General features: G+C 38.9%; 13 protein-coding genes. 6 read left to right on the top strand and 7 right to left on the bottom strand.

Annotation, left to right across the window (positions count from 1 at the left end):
* Positions 1-31 precede the first annotated feature (31 nt).
* From AAHI02_RS05945 to AAHI02_RS05960, 4 genes are all read right to left on the bottom strand, one after another.
* The gene (locus tag AAHI02_RS05945) at positions 32-2,974 is read right to left on the bottom strand and encodes a tail fiber domain-containing protein (protein ID WP_346985885.1); all 2,943 of its coding nucleotides are present in this window, start codon (positions 2,972-2,974) and stop codon (positions 32-34) included.
* 22 nt (positions 2,975-2,996) lie between these two features.
* Positions 2,997-6,599, bottom strand: a complete 3,603-nt coding sequence (locus tag AAHI02_RS05950; protein ID WP_346985886.1) for a hypothetical protein — start codon at positions 6,597-6,599, stop codon at positions 2,997-2,999.
* 109 nt (positions 6,600-6,708) lie between these two features.
* Positions 6,709-7,389, bottom strand: coding sequence for a hypothetical protein (locus AAHI02_RS05955; RefSeq protein ID WP_346985887.1), 681 nt, complete (start codon positions 7,387-7,389; stop codon positions 6,709-6,711).
* A gap of 184 nt (positions 7,390-7,573) precedes the next feature.
* Positions 7,574-9,133: a helix-turn-helix domain-containing protein gene (locus tag AAHI02_RS05960; protein ID WP_346985888.1), complete on the bottom strand. Its 1,560-nt coding sequence runs from the start codon at positions 9,131-9,133 to the stop codon at positions 7,574-7,576.
* Between the two features lie 338 nt (positions 9,134-9,471).
* On the opposite strand from AAHI02_RS05960, the gene AAHI02_RS05965 reads away from it, so the two are divergent.
* A complete protein-coding gene (locus AAHI02_RS05965; protein ID WP_346985889.1) occupies positions 9,472-9,687 on the top strand; it encodes a hypothetical protein in 216 nt (71 codons plus the stop codon).
* A 66-nt stretch (positions 9,688-9,753) separates the two neighbouring features.
* Positions 9,754-10,128, top strand: coding sequence for a hypothetical protein (locus AAHI02_RS05970; RefSeq protein ID WP_346985890.1), 375 nt, complete (start codon positions 9,754-9,756; stop codon positions 10,126-10,128).
* Positions 10,129-10,686: 558 nt separating this feature from the next.
* On the opposite strand, the gene AAHI02_RS05975 is transcribed toward AAHI02_RS05970, so the two are convergent.
* The gene (locus tag AAHI02_RS05975; protein WP_346985891.1) at positions 10,687-11,130 is read right to left on the bottom strand and encodes a winged helix-turn-helix transcriptional regulator; all 444 of its coding nucleotides are present in this window, start codon (positions 11,128-11,130) and stop codon (positions 10,687-10,689) included.
* Positions 11,131-11,257: 127 nt separating this feature from the next.
* Between AAHI02_RS05975 and AAHI02_RS05980 the strand changes: the two genes are divergently transcribed.
* Together AAHI02_RS05980 and AAHI02_RS05985 are read left to right on the top strand one after the other, a co-directional pair.
* Entirely contained in the window at positions 11,258-12,049 is a 792-nt protein-coding gene (locus tag AAHI02_RS05980) for an SDR family oxidoreductase (protein WP_346985892.1), read from the top strand.
* A gap of 20 nt (positions 12,050-12,069) precedes the next feature.
* Positions 12,070-12,387, top strand: coding sequence for a nuclear transport factor 2 family protein (locus AAHI02_RS05985; protein ID WP_346985893.1), 318 nt, complete (start codon positions 12,070-12,072; stop codon positions 12,385-12,387).
* 165 nt (positions 12,388-12,552) lie between these two features.
* Here AAHI02_RS05985 and AAHI02_RS05990 read toward each other — a convergent pair whose 3' ends face one another.
* Both AAHI02_RS05990 and AAHI02_RS05995 read right to left on the bottom strand, forming a co-directional pair.
* Entirely contained in the window at positions 12,553-13,044 is a 492-nt protein-coding gene (locus tag AAHI02_RS05990; RefSeq protein WP_346985894.1) for a hypothetical protein, read from the bottom strand.
* Positions 13,045-13,243: 199 nt separating this feature from the next.
* Positions 13,244-14,098, bottom strand: a complete 855-nt coding sequence (locus AAHI02_RS05995) for an AraC family transcriptional regulator (RefSeq protein WP_346985895.1) — start codon at positions 14,096-14,098, stop codon at positions 13,244-13,246.
* 455 nt (positions 14,099-14,553) lie between these two features.
* On the opposite strand from AAHI02_RS05995, the gene AAHI02_RS06000 reads away from it, so the two are divergent.
* Together AAHI02_RS06000 and AAHI02_RS06005 are read left to right on the top strand one after the other, a co-directional pair.
* Positions 14,554-16,488 carry a glycoside hydrolase family 2 TIM barrel-domain containing protein gene (locus AAHI02_RS06000; RefSeq protein ID WP_346985896.1) on the top strand — a complete coding sequence of 645 codons (1,935 nt, stop codon included), beginning with the start codon at positions 14,554-14,556 and terminating at the stop codon, positions 16,486-16,488.
* Positions 16,481-17,677 carry a beta-galactosidase domain 4-containing protein gene (locus AAHI02_RS06005; RefSeq protein WP_346985897.1) on the top strand — a complete coding sequence of 399 codons (1,197 nt, stop codon included), beginning with the start codon at positions 16,481-16,483 and terminating at the stop codon, positions 17,675-17,677. Before AAHI02_RS06000 ends, AAHI02_RS06005 begins: the two co-directional genes overlap by 8 nt.
* Positions 17,678-17,941 lie beyond the last annotated feature (264 nt).

Consider the following 17,941-nt stretch of genomic DNA (forward strand, 5'->3'; position numbering starts at 1 on the left):
CGAAAATAATATATATGCAGTCATCTTTCAGTTATTTAGCTTTTACAGACTCCAGTGCTTTGATCTGCTGCTCCAGGCGGTCGATTTTACTATTTGATTCTTTCAATGCTTCTATAAGAACCGGAATCAGCGCATTGTAGTTCACAGATTTGTAACCATCCTTATTGGTGCTTACTGCATCCGGGAAAACTTGTTCCACCTCCTGTGCAATTACTCCTACATCCTTACCTTCTCCTAAGGTCTGTCCCGGAAATTCGGTCTTATCCCGCCATGTATAGGTATAGCCATTAAGCTGATTTAGCTTCTCTGTAGCGCCATAAATCTTATGAATGTCTTTCTTGAAACGAATGTCTGATGTTCCTTCTATACGTGATGCTTTTATAGTACCATTTACATGCAATTTTGAACCTGGCGAACCTGTCCCAATACCCACATTTCCGTCTACCATTGCGAACTGACCTGCATCCGCATTACCATTAGTAGAAAGATATATATTTCCTCCCGTCGTATACAATCCCACATTATTATTGGAGCCTACCTCACTAGGAAAACCCCGTCGGATTCCATGGTTACCATTGCCAAGGTTTAGCCCCCCTCCTACGCCCGAAAAAGGCCCTGAAGTGATAATGCCATTTACATGTAGTTTTGATTGAGGATCATCAAGACCAATTCCTATATTTCCTGATTTTTGAATTCTCATTGCTTCAAATTCATTTGTAGCATCTGAGGAAACATTAAATCCCATAGCAGCACCGTCGTTATTTGCAACACCTTTTACAATATTAATGGAAACGGGATTCTGATCATGCCATCTCATCTTGATTCCTCCTACAGCTGTATAGTCTGAACCATTGGTTCCATACATCTGTATACTTACAGGATCTCCAGTACCATTATTAGAAGTGTTCGGTTTGAAAATTGCACTTCCGGCAACACTCAATTTAGTGGTTGGACTAGATGTGCCAATTCCTATATTTCCATCGCTGTTGAGGACAAAACGATCTGTTGCGGTACCGTTAGTGGAAAGATATAAATTTCCTGCAGTGGTATATAATCCTACATTATTATCAGCACCCGTGGTGGGAAATCCTCTTTTTACCCCATGATTTGTATTTCCGAAATACACTCCTCCCGATCCTGCCGAAGTGCTTCCTACTGTGATTGCCGCACTTGCCGCATCAGGGCTGGTAAAGGATAAGGTATTGGTACTGGTAATATTGCTGATGGTGGTAGCACCTGTAAGAGCTCCACCAAGTTTAATGTCATTAGCTGACACTGTAAGTCCGTTAGAGGTGGTGTAGGTACTATTTGCAGGAGTAGCCCAGCTTGCCAGACCGTTGGCATCAGAGGTCAATACTTTCCCTGCCCCCGGAGAACCTCCGGAAATTTGAATCTGGCTTCCAAAAGTTACATTTCCTGTAGAACGTTTGATTAATAAAGGAGTGCCTAGCCATCCTCCTGTATTTGAATAATTCCAGATCGTAAAATCTTCACCCACATTTCCTGTGGCTTCTACCAGCTGAGTCCCTATCCCCCACCGTTGCGAACCCGCAGCATTTCTAAGATACCAGTGTGTTGAACCTCCTGACCCCGCATTCACTGTCGTGCCAAGAGAAAAAGCGTTAGTGATATTTTTGCCGCTCATATTCAGGTCCAATGTGGCGGTATGGTTCCCCAGATTATCACTCGGAACTGCAACCCAACTCGCAAGACCATTAGCATCAGAGGTCAATACTTTGCCTGTTCCAGGAGTACCCCCTGTTATTTTTACCTGCCCTCCTACTTCCAGTTTTGTACCGGGCGTACTAGCTCCAATGCCGACATTTCCATTTTCAAGAACCGTAAAACGTCCTCCGACAACACCAGCCGCATCTACATCAAATCTTCCGTTGGAGTTTTGGGAATACCCGGTTGTTCCAGCACCGGTACTTATCCTTAAAGTCGTACCGGTAGTGGCAGAGATATTGTCAACTGTAAATGTTTTACCATTGGATGCTAAGTTTGTATTGGCCGTAAGTGTACCTCCCAACGATAAGTTATTGCCAGATAATGTTAATCCGTTGTCCGCTGTATAGGTAGTGTTGGTATCGGTTGGAGTTACCCAAGTTCCGTCTCCACGCAAGAAAGTAGTTGCAGTAGCTCCTGTAGGTAATTTAGCAACGGTTACTGCATTGGCAGCAATATCAGCTGTAGCAATAGCTCCGTCAGCAATTTTAGCCGAAGTTACTGCGTTATTAGCAATGGTTGTAGCATTACTGTTTGCAGAAGCCGTAACATCACCTGTCAAAGCTGGTCTTTCAAATGAAGTTCCATTCAAAGTGACAGAGGTAGAACCTGTATAGGTAGTACCAGTATCTGCAGCAGGTTCCCAGGCACTGGTTGTGGTATTGTATTTCAGTACCTGCCCATTGGTGGGAGCAGTGGTAGACACCGATTTGCCCTGGATCTTGGCTACCGTTGTAGCATTACTGTTTGCAGAAGCCGTAACATCACCCGTTAATGCAGCACGCTCAAAAGATGAGCCATTCAGAGTTACCGATGTAGAACCGGTATAGGATGACGAAACGGGTGACACTGGTTTCCAGGTTCCTCCGTTTATGGCTCCTGATTTATTATCGTAATACCAGTATCCTGCAGTTAAAGTCCCCTGAGTACTTCCAACACCCGCAACGCCTGACGTTGCTGTATTATACACGATAAGACCGTCATAATAATATGGAAAAGAAGCAGGAGTGCCAATAGGACTTCCACCAAATGTGGTAAAAACGGTAAGATCCGTTCTGGGGAATAACAATCCTTTTCCTTCATTAGAAGTGGTGTTCGTAATAGTATTGGATGAAGCATCAATAAATGAGGAACTGTTTGATATAGCCGAATTGGTAGTACTGTTAACAATACGGACCTGGGCTTTTACCCCTACCGATATTGCGACCAAAGAGCATAATAAAAATGCATTGATATATTTTTTATTCATATTGAATTGTATTATAAAGTGATTAATATGTTACTACAAAACTCCATGCTCCCTGACCGGTACCTCCCAGATAAACGAGCGTACCAGAATATCCACCACCTAACACCGCAGGACGCGCCTGATCATAAAACAGAGTTCCGGATGGCGCAACATTGTCCCATAAAAAATTAGCTTGTTTATTACCCTTATTGACAATGTGAATGACCTTGCCTACGGGAATACCTGTTGAAGGAAGATTAATATAGATTATTGCTGCCGTTGGATTTAGACGTAGAAAAAAATCCGTAGCCTTTACAGTATAGGTACCTGTTGTAACTTCAGGAGATACTGTTAACGTATTAGATGAAGGTCCCCAGGATGTTCCATTATAGATTAATGACTCCCCAGCCGTAGTAGGTGCCGAAGAACTCACCGCTGTTCCCTGGATCTTGGCTACCGTTGTAGCATTACTGTTTGCAGAAGCCGTAACATCTCCTGTCAAAGCTGGTCTTTCAAATGAAGTCCCATTCAAAGTGACAGAAGTGGAACCGGTATAAGTGGTGCCAACATCTGCTGCCGGCTCCCAGGCACTGGTTGCCGTATTATACTTTAACACCTGACCATTCGTGGGTGCTGTAGAAGCTACCGATTTGCCCTGGATCTTCGCTACCGTTGTGGCATTACTGTTTGCAGAAGCCGTAACATCTCCTGTTAAAGCTGGTCTTTCAAATGAAGTCCCATTCAAAGTGACAGAGGTGGAACCGGTATAAGTCGTATTGGTATCGGTATCCGCTGCTGGTTCCCAGGCACTGGTTGTCGTATTGTACTTCAACACCTGACCATTCGTGGGAGCCGTGGTAGATACTGATTTGCCCTGGATCTTAGCGACCGTTGTAGCATTACTGTTTGCAGAAGCCGTAACATCTCCTGTTAAAGCTGGTCTTTCAAATGAAGTCCCATTCAAAGTGACAGAGGTGGAACCGGTATAAGTCGTGTTGGTATCGGTATCCGCTGCTGGTTCCCAAGCGCTGGTTGTCGTATTATACTTTAACACCTGACCATTCGTGGGAGCCGTGGTGGATACTGATTTGCCCTGGATCTTGGCGACCGTTGTAGCATTACTGTTTGCAGAAGCCGTAACATCTCCTGTTAAAGCTGGTCTTTCAAATGAAGTCCCATTCAAAGTGACAGAGGTGGAACCGGTGTAAGTGGTGCCAACATCTGCTGCTGGCTCCCAGGCACTGGTTGCCGTATTATACTTTAACACCTGACCATTCGTGGGAGCCGTGGTAGATACTGATTTGCCCTGGATCTTCGCTACCGTTGTGGCATTACTGTTTGCAGAAGCCGTAACATCTCCTGTTAAAGCTGGTCTTTCAAAGGCTGTTCCATTCAAAGTGACAGAAGTGGAACCGGTATAAGTCGTGTTGGTATCGGTATCCGCTGCTGGTTCCCAGGCACTGGTTGTCGTATTATACTTTAACACCTGACCATTCGTGGGAGCCGTGGTAGATACTGATTTGCCCTGGATCTTGGCGACCGTTGTAGCATTACTGTTTGCTGAAGCAGTAACATCACCCGTCAAAGCAGGTCTTTCAAAGGCTGTTCCATTCAACGTGACAGAGGTGGAACCGGTGTAGGTAGTGTTGGTATCGGTATCGCTGCCGAGTGCCCACTTTGTGCCATCCCATTTCATAATCTGTCCGGTGGTAACGCCTGTTGTGGGCAAGCCCAATGTGTATGGACTCGCAGCAGTACCTGATCCCGATACAGATAATCCACCATTCGTGGTAGCTGACTTTACCTCATTCCCTATAATACCGTCCACTTCACTGGTAAGACCAGCATCCGAAGAAGGTTCCCAAGAACTGGTTGTCGTATTATACTTCAAAACCTGACCATTCGTGGGTGACGTAGAAGCTACCGATTTGCCCTGGATCTTAGCCACCGTTGTAGCATTACTGTTTGCAGAAGCCGTAACATCTCCTGTCAAAGCTGGTCTTTCAAATGAAGTCCCATTCAAAGTGACAGAAGTGGAACCGGTGTAAGTCGTGTTGGTATCGGTATCCGCTGCTGGTTCCCAAGCGCTGGTTGTCGTATTATACTTTAACACCTGACCATTCGTGGGAGCCGTGGTAGATACTGATTTGCCCTGGATCTTAGCGACCGTTGTAGCATTACTGTTTGCAGAAGCCGTAACATCTCCTGTTAAAGCTGGTCTTTCAAATGAAGTCCCATTCAAAGTGACAGAAGTGGAACCGGTATAAGTCGTGTTGGTATCCGTATCGCTGGCCAGCGCCCATTTCGTGCCATCCCATTTCATAATCTGTCCGGTAGTAACTCCTGTTGTGGGCAAACCCAATGTGTATGGGCTGGCAGCAGTTCCTGATCCTGATACAGATAATCCTCCATTCGTGGTGGCTGATGTTACCTCATTTCCGATAATACCATCTACTTCACTGGTAAGACCCGCATCCGAAGAAGGTTCCCAAGCACTGGTTGTCGTGTTGTACTTTAATACCTGGCCATTGGTTGGAGCCGTGGTAGATACTGATTTGCCCTGGATCTTGGCGACCGTTGTAGCATTACTGTTTGCAGAAGCCGTAACATCTCCTGTTAAAGCTGGTCTTTCAAATGAAGTCCCATTCAAAGTGACAGAAGTGGAACCGGTATAAGTCGTGTTGGTATCCGTATCTGCTGCTGGCTCCCAAGCACTGGTTGTCGTATTGTACTTTAACACCTGACCATTCGTGGGTGCCGTGGTAGATACTGATTTGCCTTGGATCTTGGCGACCGTTGTAGCATTACTGTTTGCAGAAGCCGTAACATCTCCTGTTAAAGCTGGTCTTTCAAATGAAGTCCCATTCAAAGTGACAGAAGTGGAACCGGTATAAGTCGTGTTGGTATCCGTATCGCTGGCCAGCGCCCATTTCGTGCCATCCCATTTCATAATCTGTCCGGTAGTAACTCCTGTTGTGGGCAAACCCAATGTGTATGGGCTGGCAGCAGTTCCTGATCCTGATACAGATAATCCTCCATTCGTGGTGGCTGATGTTACCTCATTTCCGATAATACCATCTACTTCACTGGTAAGACCCGCATCCGAAGAAGGTTCCCAAGAACTGGTTGTCGTATTATACTTCAAAACCTGACCATTCGTGGGTGCCGTAGAAGCTACCGATTTGCCCTGGATCTTAGCCACCGTTGTGGCATTACTGTTTGCAGAAGCCGTAACATCACCTGTCAAAGCAGCACGTTCGAACGAAGTACCGTTAAGAGTTACTGAAGTTGAACCCAAATATCCTCCACCTGAACCCGAGCCTGATAGTTTCTGCCATTTGCTTCCATCATAAAAATAGTACCCTGTTGCAGTAATAAATTCAGTTTTGCTTCCTACTACAGGTGACGATACCGCTGATGTAGCATAAATGATAGTACCTGTCTGTGCTGTTCCATATCGTGTATCTGCCGATTTAATTTGATCTCCGGTAAGACGGGGAGCAATAAATCCCTCGGGTTTACTCCCATTTGTTGTTTTTGCCGTAACATCCAAAGTGGCCTGAGGTGAGGTGTTATTTACACCTACCTGAGAAAAGGCAAATTGAGATGTTACAAGAGCTATTATAAAAGTTGTTTGTTTTTTCATCTTAATTGTATAATTATATTTTGTTACCTGAGAATATTTGGTTTTTATATTAAAAAAATAAAATCACAGGTATTTTAAGAACTTATTAAAGATTAATGTTTTTAAGTTTTTATGCATTATCATTTTCTACATAAGATGGAGGCGGCCTGCAAAAGCGAAAAGTGCGCAGACCATGTGAAAATAAAATAGCTGATTGTATTATTTTTCCTGTATTATCGTAGAGAAATAATGCCCGGAATTCTTCAATCTTTATTAAACCAGCTATTTCTGACAATTTTGTAGGTAAAAAAGAGAATGCACCGAAACTTTGCAGTTGCGAAAAATAAACATTCTCTCCTGCTGTGCTGCCTTTTATTTCTTCGATAGTACCCTTAATTTGCTTATGCCGAATGTTTTTGCTCTTCTTTTTACCGGCAAGACTTAATTTTTTATTTGATATTGGCTTTAGCCTGTTTTTATCTTTTTTATAAGAATAAACCACTTTTGCCTTGGATTCTTCTGTAAGACCATATACATAGGCATCTTCGTAAACATTAAGGTTGCTGCCAGAAATACTATCCGTCACGCTAGAGCTGCTGTTCTTATAGTCTGCAGCAGGAACTTTCCCATAGGTAAGGACGAATAGAATTGTCAGGAAACAGCCTCTTTTCATCATGAAAGAGGTGAGATACAAAGTGTATTGGTTTGTGGTTTCCAAGTTATAGTAGGGTGTTTTTTGATTTGATAAAACTACTATTAGTGGAAGTAAATAATCGTATAGTGTATTTGTTGCTGTTTCCTTTTTGCTCAATTAGACAAATAAACAAATTGGAAAGGCCAAATAAAACAGAAAGGGTAAGGATTTTGACCAGAGCGCCAAAAAAGATCCGGGGATAAATTAAAAGATTGGTTACAGACAATATTGTAAAAATATCTGACAATAAAGCTGTAAGAAGTGTGGAGATGGTGAAATTACGAGATGTTTTGTTTATATATTAATACAAAGATTTATCATTTAAAGCATTCAGCATGTCAATATATTCTGATGGGGAAATTCCTTTAATATTTTTAAAAACTTTCGTAAAAGTACTATGTGAAACGAAACCCGCTACGGTTGCCAGATAAGAAATTTTATAGGTTCTGTACTTTTCATCTTCCTTTAAAAGCCTTGCTATATAATCGATTCTTAATGAACTGATATAAGTACTGAAATTCATTTCCTTATTTTTGTTGATCATTTCAGAAATATTTTGAGGGCTTGTATTCAAATAAACCGCCACTTTAGCTAAGGTTGTATTGGGATTAAGATAGAATTCTGTTTTTTCATATTCGTCTAATTGTTCCCTAAGATGCTGGTACAAATCTTTCTTAATTTTGGGTTCCGGGATAATATTGGGAGGATTTCTTTGAGGAGTGGCTGCTATTTGTTGAGGAGGATTTTTTATTTCTTCAACACTATCGTCAGAATTTCTTTTTTGAAAAGCATATGTTACACTTAACTTTAATTTAAAGAATAGAACAGAAGCAACAATAAGTATTAAAATAATAGCATATATAATACCGAGGTCAGTGTAGTACCCAAAACTATCATTTTTCTGTTGAATCGCAGTATTATCAATATCCTCTAGCTGTGCTAATGTTTTGCTCTGAAAAGACGAATAATAATTGCCCATTATTACATTTTTCTTTTGAAGATAAATAGATCTTATGCTATCGAAAGACAAATTCAGGTATTCAACATTCCTTTCATTCTGAAGAGGGATAATACTTCTATCATAGTAGACGAGGGCGCTATCTTCCTGGCCCAGCTTAGAATAGGCATTAGCAATATTAATATATGCGGCTCCTGTATACTGATCATTATTATATCTCCTTATAGCTAGCTGTGCATAATATAAAGACTTTTTAAATTCTTTTCGGTCAAAATAGGCATCACTTAAATTAGTTGCTATACTGTGCCCAATAAGACGGTTGACATTTTTGTATTTTGAAAATAATTTATTGTATTCATTATTAGCTTTAGTATAATAAATTAGAGCTTCTTCTTTTCTGCCTTGCTTTGAACTGATCATAGCACTATAAAAAAAGAAGTAACATCTTCCTTCAAAATATTCTTCATTTTTTAAATACTTTTTAATATTCTGCTGACAATTTTGAAGCATTGCCTTGGATTTAAATTTATATCCTGTAATGGTATAAAGAAAAGCCATTCTGCCATAAATCCTGCAAGAAATTAATTTGTTTGGATTTTTAATAAGTAGTTTCTCTAATTCTAAAAGGCAATTGCCCATTCTGCTAATTTGTTTTAGCTCATACCAGCATTCCGCAGTATATAATAAAATATAGGGCCTATCATCTACGGAAGCTTGTTCAAAATAATCCTTACTTCTTTCTATAAACTTTGATGGCGACTCATTGGCTAATTTCTCATATCTTTCTTGACTAAATAATTGTTTAGTAAAAAAAAACAATAGAAAAAAAATAAATTTTGTCATGTTAGTGTTTTTGCAAATATCCTTAATAAGGAACTTTAAAACTATTTTTTGTCTTGTCAATAGGCAGTTTTTAACAAAACAAAAATATAATTCCACCAGTTTTGTGATTCAGTATTTATACTTAATTATGTTAAGTACTTAATTAAATTTTAATAACAATGTGTTAATTTTGTTTTTCAGCGATGTTTTAGCAATATACATCGTAAGAATTCTATAGCTTATGCTTTTAATCATAATAAACGCTAACATTATTTAAGTAATCCGATCTTTATTTTTATCTTGTCGAAATCAACGTTTTAATAAGTAAGAAAAAATGAAAAGCCCGATGCTTATTTTAAAAAACTTAAAAGATGTACATTTATTTAATATCCGTAAGTACAAGTGTTCCTATATAAATAATGAAAATAAAAAGTTACATAAACAGAGATAAAACCTCTCGTATTGAAAATGACTATACTATTGGAAGTGTGACATTCGATTATTCTTTCTGGATTGATAATCACATGAAAAATTATGGAAAAGAATTCTGGCATCTGATCAGGACCGACGGAGAATGGAAAATAATCAGTGTCGTTTTTTCATATGAGCTGGCGGAATTCTATCCTGAAAAATAATGCTTTCAATGAGATAATCTCTCCAGAAATTCTTATTTTTAATGAAATAATTCTAATTTTCTATCAATGAACGCAAAACTTGATACGATAATGTTCTATGTTCAGGACATTAAAACTTTAAGAGATTTTTATGTCAAAAATTTCAACCTTATAATCATTGAGGAAGATGATATCTGGGTTTTATTAAATGGAGGAAATATTAATATCGCTTTCCATAAAATCGGAAAAAAGTACCTGGAAAGCATTAATCCGAATCATAAATTTGATAATAATGTAAAAATCATCTTCAATATCGACAGTAATATCGAGACCGTAAGAGATGAGTTTATGCAAAGAAATATTCAGATGCGGGAGATTAAAACCTTTGAAAACTACGACTTTTGGCTATGCGATGGAATTGATCCTGAAGGAAATGTATTTCAGCTGAAAAGTAAAAAATAAATCTTATTGGATTCCAGAAAATCACAGAACCTCTGCTTAGACATATTGCTCAAATAGCTTAAAAGGAAACTAATCTGGAACCAAAATTCCAATTACATCACTGCTCAAGCCATTTCCTAAATTCCGCCACTTTATTTTTGCTGATCAGGATATCGTCTTCACTTTCTGGAGTAACAATAATTTTGAGCTGGTTTTTTCATACAACAGGATTTTGCTTATAGCACTGATGTTGACGATATACTGCCGGTTCGCTCTGTAAAATTTAAATTGATCTAATATTCTGGCCAATTCGTCCAGACTTGAATTGATAGAAAATGGGTTTCCTGAATGGGTTTTGATATAAACGATATTATTTTCAAGGAAAAAGTATGCGATTTCGGTGGCTTTCAGAGAAATCAGTTCATCTTTATGATAGGTAATGATTCTTTTCTTTATATTTTCTGAAATTTCAGCATCAGAATCTTCTTTGTCAGGATTTGCGTAGTCTGTAGCTGGCTATTAAGGAGTACTATTTTGGTAGTTAATATTTTTAAATTATACGTTTTTAGGACTTACATTTTAATCAGTCTGAAGTTCGTTTTCCTGCTTCAAAAGGCTGTCCGCTATTTGAAGTTCTTCCTCATGGGTAGCACTATCAATAGTTTCATCCCCCATTCTTTTCAGAATCACTTTCCTCAGCCTGTCTTCATTTTGATCACCCCACTGCCCTAATACGGAAATTACGGGAATTAAGGTATTCCCAAAATCTGTAAGAGAGTACTCAACTTTTGGGGGTACAACAGGATAGATTTTCTTTGTGATCAATTCATGGTCTTCTAATTCTTTTAACTGAATATTTAAGACTCTTCGTGTTGCATCCGGTATTTTACGCTGCAGTTCGCTCGGTCTCTGATGCCCTTGATGAATAAACCAAAGCAAACGTATTTTCCATTTGCCGTAAAGTACTTCACCGATCAGATCAAGACCGCAATTCAGGTTGGGTATTATTTTTCTCGCATACATAATGTAAAAGTAAGCCTATGTTCCGATTTGTACAATAGGGGAATAATTTATCCCTATATGAATCGTAATTCCGTACTTGTGCAAACTGTTTTTATACCCCAATTTTGTCCTATAAATAATTAAAAAAATGGAAAAATTTAATTTCAACAATGAGTTATCTGGCAAAATTGCGTTGGTGACAGGAGGTACAAAAGGAGCAGGAGAAGCAATTGCTGAAAGGCTGCTGCAAGCTGGCGCAACAGTTATCATTACCGCAAGAAATGCCCCTGAAAAAGAAAACAGCAGCCTGCATTTCATTGCTTCCGATTTGAGTACAACAGAAGGAGCACAAAAAGTGGTCAGCGAAGTACTTGCGAACTATGGGAGACTGGATATCCTAGTAAACAACCTTGGTGCTTCATCAACACCTGCCGGTGGATTTGCTGTATTAACTGATGCAGACTGGGAGTCAACCCTACAGGCTAATTTGCTCGCGCCGGTTCGACTGGACAGAGGGTTTTTACCACAAATGATAGAACGCAAAACCGGTGTTATTATTCACATCGCATCAATTCAGGGTAAACTGCCTCTTTATGATTCCACTTTGCCTTATGCAGCTGCAAAAGCAGGATTGAGAAATTACAGTAAAAGCTTATCAAACGAAGTTACCCCTAAAGGCGTCCGCGTGCTGACTGTTTCGCCTGGATGGATTAATACAACTGCATCGGAAGCCTGGCTGGGCGAAATTGCAAGAAACGCGAACAGTACTATAGAAGAAGCGCAACAAGGTGTAATGGATGCCTTGGGCGGAATCCCTTTCGGAAGACCTGCCGAACCTGCAGAAGTAGCTGAATTGGTTGGCTTCCTTGTTTCACCAAGAGCAAGCTATTTAACAGGAACTGAATATGTAATCGACGGTGGTACCGTGCCAACCATTTAATCATCTTAAAATATAATACAATGAATTTACCAAACATTATCTCAGAATTAGTAAAAGCACAAAACGAATTTGACAGTGCAGCGTACACCAATTGTTTTGCCGAAAATGCAGAAGTATTTGATGAAGGCAAAACCCATAACGGAAAAGCAGAAATTGAAAAGTGGATTGACAAATCCAATAAAGAATATAAAGCGACCATGGAGCCAGTAGATTATGACGAAAAAGAAGACATATTGTCGGCAAAAGTTACAGGATCATTTCCGGGCAGTCCGATTATTTTAAAATTTCATTTTGATATTGCGGACGGAAAAATTCAGCACTTAAAAGTGACAGATTAAGAAAAACAAAAGAATCTCTCAAAACCAGATGATGTAGTGTGAGAAACGTTTATTTGAAAACTATTCTCTGAATGGGAGTCAAGAAAATCATTAAAAGAGTCCGTTTCACGAGTTGTGAGAAGGACTCTTTTTTATCCAATAACAGTTAATCGGAAACAATTATTTTCAATAAATTTCACTATTGATTTTTTTCTGCTTCATAAATTGAAAAATAGAACCTACGATGAATAGAATTAAAAGAACCAAAAGTGTCTGACCGATAATCGGGTCTTTGATATCTTCCGCAAGCGGGTGGCCAATAGGAACTCTTGTTAATGTCTCGTTAACCGTTGGTATAAGAGACAGAAAAAAACTGAATGATAATAAAAAATTTTCAAAATACCTGGTTCTCCTACTTTCTTTCTTTTTTGTAAAAAGATAATAAGCCACAACAATCAAAACAATGATAAACAAAGAAAAAACATGTCCTGCATTGAAACCGCCGTGTTTGGAAATCCCAAGTGCTGTAACTGAAGTCACGAGAGTAGCATAAAAATATACTTTTCCGGAGAGCGTGGAGAGATTGATTTTTCCATATTTTACAAATCCAATGATTGCTCCCATAATTGCTGAAATACCGATAACAGTATGAAAAATTCCTAAACTTGATAAACTCATTTTTGTTTTATTTTAATATTTGTATTCAATTAAAAACTCTGTTTGATAGAGATTTTATTCCCCGAAAGGAACAATACAAAATTGCGACAGCGGAACGAAAATAGTTTTATGATTTGGTTCAGATATTTGAGATTTTAGTTCAAAAAAAACATTCCCAATTCTATTTAGAAATGCTTTTCAAGTTGTATAATTGATTAATTCACTTGCCTTTCCGTTCCATTCGGTAATTCGTAGGCGTGATATGGAATTTATCACTGAAACTTTTTGTAAACGTGGCAAGGTCATTAAAACCACATTCAAAAGCGATATCGGTAATTCTTACATCGGAAATCAGCAATAATTCGGCAGCTTTCTCAAGCTTTTTATTTTTAATGTAATTGGCCGGTGTATCATTGTAAATTTTGGCAAATTCTCTTTTGAAGGAAGATACACTCAGATTATTTTTGTCAGCCAACTGCTCAATGGTCAATTGCGAAAATAAATTGGCTTCAATAATCTGTTTAAAAGAATAAGTGACTGGAGAAAAAAGTTGCGACAAAATCATTTGGATAGAATCAGCATTTTGTGACTGAGCCAGCAATAATACAATTTCCTTCAGCTTTAGAATAAGAATATCTTCATTGACGAGTGACGGATTTTCAAAATAAAACAGAAGTCCCTCAACATATTTCTTAATGAGAAAATCATTATTGATTTTTTCATTGGATTTATTTGAAATGACATTTTTCGGTTTCTGAAAAAGTGATGGCAATTCCCTATCGTAAATCTTTTTTAAAATGTCAGGATAAAAAGTAACAATAACAACTTGACAATTTTCTTCCTGTCCGGAATTATGAATCTGCTTTCCCGAATGTATGCAATTCAGAAATAACGAATAATCGGCTGCAATATTGAGGTTCACATCATCTGCTTTATATTGAAATTCGCCATTCAAAACATACAGAAAACAGGCTTGCTCAGCCACAGGAAAATCATATCTGAAAGGAGCTTTCAAATCAATTCTCTGCATCAGAGTTTTCCCGAATAATTCGTATTTTTTGTAGTCATTGACCATAATTCAACTTTTATCAAAGATAAAAAGTTTTCAAATAATTTTTTCTGAACACTTTCTGTTTTTCTTTAGTAATGCAAGTGTATAAAAGTGTTACAGAATTAAGGTGCTGCAACATCTTTTTTTCTTATATTTTTTCAAGAATATCGTCCTCGCAAGCATATAAAAATAAAGTTGTTATCTTTTTTACAAACAAATTTAAACACACAGTTGTACTATGTATAGCTCAATGGATCACAAAGCAGCCTGCATAATGACCTACCCACCATTATGTTTGAAGATATGTCCGGATGTTTTCCGAAATGTTTCTACCTGCTGGGAAAGTTGGTAGTGTATTAGTACGGTAAATCCTCCCTCAAAGCAAATGGCATCTTCGTATGTGAAAGTTTGAAACTTGACATGCCAGAACATATTTTTTATATAAATTTGTTTATCAGTTAACCACGAAAACGTCTTTTATGAACTTAAAAATAGTAACCTCAATATTATTATCCTTATTGTTTTTTTCTGCAGCTGCACAAAACAACGATTGGGAAAACCCCAAAATTGTTGACCAGGGAAAAGAAAAGCCACACGTCACCTTTGTATCCTTCGATCATCAGCAAGACGCACTTTCCGATGATTATACTAAATCCGATAACTATAAATCCCTTAATGGGCAATGGAAGTTCAGCTATACAGATCAGTACAAAGACAGACCTACAGATTTCTACAAAACTACACTGGACGATTCGGGATGGGCAAATTTAACAGTACCTTCTAATTGGGAACTGAACGGTTTCGGTATTCCCATCTATACTAATGTCACCTATCCTCATCCAAGAACCCCGCCATTTATCGGTCCGAATAATCCTGTAGGTACGTACAGAAAAACGTTTACCGTTCCTGAAAATTGGGATCAGAAAGAAGTATTGCTTCATTTTGGCTCTATTTCAGGATGTGCATTTATTTATGTAAACGGTGAGAAAGTCGGGATGACCAAAGCTTCCAAGACTCCTGCAGAATTTAACATCAGCAAATACCTGAAAAAAGGTCAGAACCTGATCGCTGTACAGGTATTCCGCTGGCACGATGGCAGCTATCTGGAAGATCAGGATTTTTGGCGCTTAAGTGGGCTGGAAAGGGATGTTTATTTGTATGCTCTTCCAAAATTGGCTATATGGGATTTCTTCCTCAAAGCAGATCTTGATACTAAATACAAAAATGGATTGTTCAGTGCTGATGTAGATCTTCGCAAATTCAAAGGGAATGATCTTAAAAACGGAAGCTTGTCTATCAGCCTGCTGGACAAATCAGGAAAAGCCATTTATAACGAACAGGAAAATTTCAGTGTAAATGCAGATAGCATTCAAACTTTGAAATTCCAGACAACCATTAAAAATCCATTGAAATGGAATGCCGAAACACCCAACCTGTATGATTGTGTGCTCACGCTAAAAAATCAAAAAGGAACAGTAATCAGCATTATTGCTTCGAAGGTGGGCTTTCGTAAAATTGAAATCAAAAATGCAAGACTGTTGGTTAATGGAATGCCAATCTCCGTACACGGTGTAAACCGTCATGAACACGATGATGTAACAGGTCACACCACAACAAAAGCATTAATGTTGAAAGACATCAGATTAATGAAGGAACTGAACATCAATGCTGTACGACTTTCACATTATCCAAACAATCCGCTATGGTATAAATTATGCGATCAATATGGGTTGTATCTTGTAGATGAAGCGAACATTGAAACCCACGGTATGGGTGCAGAACTACAGGGCGGGTTCGACACAACTGTACACCCCGCCTACCTGCCGGAATGGGCACCGGCACACACAGACAGGATTGTAAGAATGGTGGAACGCGACAAAAATCATGCATCTATTATTATCTGGTCCATGGGCAATGAATGTGGTAATGGACCGGTATTTCATGATAATTACAAATGGATCAAAAGCCGGGATACTTCCAGACCGGTGCAGTTTGAGCAGGCCGGACAAGACTGGAATACGGACATTGTAGCTCCTATGTACCCGCGCATCGTCGATATGAAAAGATATGCTGCCGATTCCACTAAAACAAGACCTTACATTATGTGCGAATATTCACACGCAATGGGTAACAGCAATGGTAATATGCAGACCTATTTTGACATTATCCGGAAAAGCAAAAATATGCAGGGCGGTTTCATTTGGGATTGGGTAGATCAGGGTATTAAAACCAAAGATGCCAACGGTAAGACATTCTGGGCTTATGGTGGTGATCTGGGTGCATTTTACTGGCAGAATGATGAGAATGGTGTAGCCGATGGGATCATCAGTTCTGACCGTACGCCAGATCCTGGTGCTTATGAAGTAAAAAAAGGTTTATCAGAATGTGATCTTTACCGCAAAAGACTTGGGTAAAGGTTTAATCAATATCGAAAATATCTTTGATTTTACCAATATGAACCAGTATGAATTTAAATGGGAGCTATTGAGAAATGGTGAAAAAGTAAATGAAGGTAATTTTGATATTGAGCTTGCTCCTCATCAGTCAAAAGACCTAAAGCTTGAGCTTCCCAAATATAAGTCTGCTGCAGGAACCGAGTATTTCCTAAACCTCTATGTATATACTAAAACAGCGACAGAAATGCTGCCTGCAGGAACGGAAATCGCCAAGGAACAATTTGGTTATGCAGGATCTTATTTTGAAAAAGAGTCGGATACAGCACCAAAATTAGCGATCACAAAAGATGATAAAAAACTGAGTTTCAATGCTGGTTACGTGAAAGGTGAATTTGATCTGCAAGCAGGAAAGTTCACACGATACAGTAAAAACAACAGCAATTTCAATAATTTCCCGGAACCTTATTTCTGGAGGGCGCCTACCGATAATGATTTCGGAAACCGCATGCCTTCAAGATTGGGCTTATGGCGTTCTGCCCATGACCAGAAAAAATTAAAAAAGGTTACCGTTGCAGAACAAACTGAAAACGGGATGGCAATTAAGGTTGAGTGGCAACTGGCCGGCATCGATGTACCTTACCAAATTAACTATTTCATCCATAATAATGGCGACATACAAATCACTGCAACAATGGATATGACCGGAAAAGAGCTCCCTGAACTGCCGCGCTTCGGGATGCGTACTACATTGCCTGGAAGCTACGATAACCTCAGTTACTATGGAAGAGGTCCGTACGAAAATTATATCGATCGGAACAGTGCGTCATTTATTGGCATCTATCAGGATAAAGTTGAGAATCAATATTACAAAGGTTATATCCGTCCGCAGGAGAGTGGTAATAAAACGGACGTCCGCTGGTTCACCCTGACCGATGAACTGGGCAACGGAATAAAAGTGGAAGGCATGCAGCCTATTGCTTTTACAGCCATTAACCACAGCGTAGAAGACCTTGATCCGGGTCTGACCAAGAAGCAGCAGCATCCTGTTGATTTGCCGCCAAGACATCAGGTATTTTTAAGCATTGACCTTAAGCAACGCGGACTTGGTGGTGATAACAGCTGGGGTGCATATCCGCATGATGAATATCGTTTACTCGACAAAAAATACAGTTACGGCTATACGATTAGTTTGCTGAATGAAAAATAAATTACACCCATTTGATATGCAGAAGATCATTTCTGGAGATACTAATCGGATTGAGGTTGCAAAATTGAAATAAAGGCAAACTTAATTGAATGTGAACAGCATTATTAAAAACAGATTCAAAATCGTCCTTTTGTTATTTTATACAGTTTAGAGAATAGCCTTGTATTATTTTGTGCAGGTGTAAAGAATAGCCTTTCGTTTTTTAATGCAGGTTCACAAAAGAACTTGTATTATTTAGTGTAACAATAGAATCTCCAACCTCAT

Source organism: Chryseobacterium sp. POE27, from assembly GCF_039727685.1.
In the GTDB taxonomy this organism is placed as follows: Bacteria; Bacteroidota; Bacteroidia; order Flavobacteriales; family Weeksellaceae; genus Chryseobacterium.